Raw genomic sequence first — 1,655 nt, forward strand, 5'->3', positions numbered from 1 at the left:
TGAGGTAGCCTTAACGCATGGCTGATGTGACAACGATCAAGGTGCCCAAAGCACTGCGGGACAGGATCGCGGCTGATGCCGCCGACGAGGGGCTCACCGCTCAATCGTTTCTCCAGTCACTCATCGACACCCACGAACGCAACAAACGCCTGGCGGCTGTAGCCGCTGCCTACCGCGAGTCTTCTGACGAAGACCTAGAAAGCTGGCGCGAAGAAACGGAAGACTGGGCCGCCGTAGACGCCGACGCCCTAGGCCGGTGACCGATCTCAGCCCAGGAAACGTGGTCTGGGTGCAGTTCGACCCCACTGTGGGCAGAGAGCAACGCGGGACGCGGTCCGCGGTAGTCGTCGCATCCCGCGGCTATCTGGCGGCCGTGCCCGAGCTCGTAATCGTCGTCCCCGCTACCACTCGAGATCGCGATTGGGCGCACCATGTCCGGCTCACCGGGCCGCGACTACGGCTGCCGAGACCGACATGGGCGATGACGGAACAGCCCCGCACGATCAGCCACACGCGAATCACCGGTGGCGCCGGCAGCGTCGAACCAGGATCTATGCGCCAGATTTGGCGCTGGCTCGACGACTTCCTGCATCACGCGTAGCAACTCGCACCTGTCGAACATGCACCATTACCAGTTAATACTACGAGTTACAATGTGGTACAGAGGATTTGACCACTTGCGTCTGCTCAAATAAGCTGCACGTGCTCAGCATTTCAGTTTCATCGGTTGAAAAAGCTCAGTACTTCTGCGCCACGAGGAGGCCTAGCGCACACAAACCTGATTTGATTCCGACATCGCGGGTCGCAGACCGGTGGCTTGGTCGACCGCATTCGCCCGACGCTCCCCTGGGCCGGCGGCCTTCTGATTTCTCACATACGTCACAGTGACGCTTTGAGCCGAATGGCGATGCCGCGCAAACGCTTTGGGACTAGTCAGTTCCCCGCTCTAAGGACGTCGATCCTGCAGATCGGTCCATACGCGCGCGCAAGCCGCTCATCCATCGTCACCAGAGTCGCATCGAATGCCTCCGCGAGTGCCACGTACAAGGCGTCCCATCCCCGCACCGAATCCCGCAGCTGCCACGCACGCTCCAACAGCCACCGGTGCCCAACACGCTCGCCCGGCCAATCGCGCAAGTCAGTGACGGCCTGCTGCGCAGCCGTGCCGTCCAATCGCCCCCGCAAGTACTGGCCCCGGATGACCCCCATCACTTCAACGTCGATCACGTGCGGCGCCACATGATCGACGTCCGCCGCCAGACACGCCCCGATCGCGCCCGCCCGGGGCGTGTCAGCCACAACCTCGAATAAACAGGACGCGTCAACGACCAGCATTGGGCCACTCGCCGCGCCACTCATCCAAACTCTCCAGCACCTCAGTCGTGGAAACCTCCGAGGGTCGACGACCGGTCCGCGTCAACCACTGCGCAACCGAAGGGCGCGCCGCCAGCCGGGCCGCCTCACGGCGCAGCAACTCGGGCACCGTGATCCGCTCCTCCGCGGCACGACGGACCAACGCGGCATATATATCGTCGTCTATGTCGCGAATTTGAACCGTCTTAGCCTCGATCCGTGGACTGAACTCGGTGAGGTGTGTCGAGTCTGATTTTTACCACGGTTTTGGTTGTGTGCAGCGGGTAGCTGCTGGTCTGCCC

At 62.4% G+C, this 1,655-nt stretch carries 3 protein-coding genes; 2 read left to right on the plus strand and 1 reads right to left on the minus strand.

From position 1 onward, the window contains the following. Window positions 1-17 precede the first annotated feature (17 nt). Together AC2VOK_RS09135 and AC2VOK_RS09140 are read left to right on the plus strand one after the other, a co-directional pair. Complete coding sequence (locus tag AC2VOK_RS09135; protein WP_428900188.1) at window positions 18-260, plus strand: hypothetical protein; 243 nt, start codon at window positions 18-20, stop codon at window positions 258-260. A gap of 20 nt (window positions 261-280) precedes the next feature. Further along, complete coding sequence (locus tag AC2VOK_RS09140; RefSeq protein WP_428900190.1) at window positions 281-601, plus strand: type II toxin-antitoxin system PemK/MazF family toxin; 321 nt, start codon at window positions 281-283, stop codon at window positions 599-601. Between the two features lie 332 nt (window positions 602-933). On the opposite strand, the gene AC2VOK_RS09145 is transcribed toward AC2VOK_RS09140, so the two are convergent. Then, window positions 934-1,335 (minus strand): type II toxin-antitoxin system VapC family toxin, encoded by a 402-nt coding sequence (locus AC2VOK_RS09145; protein WP_428900189.1) that lies wholly within the window; start codon window positions 1,333-1,335, stop codon window positions 934-936. Window positions 1,336-1,655 lie beyond the last annotated feature (320 nt).

It is taken from the genome of Mycobacterium sp. TH-M116, from assembly GCF_057473685.1.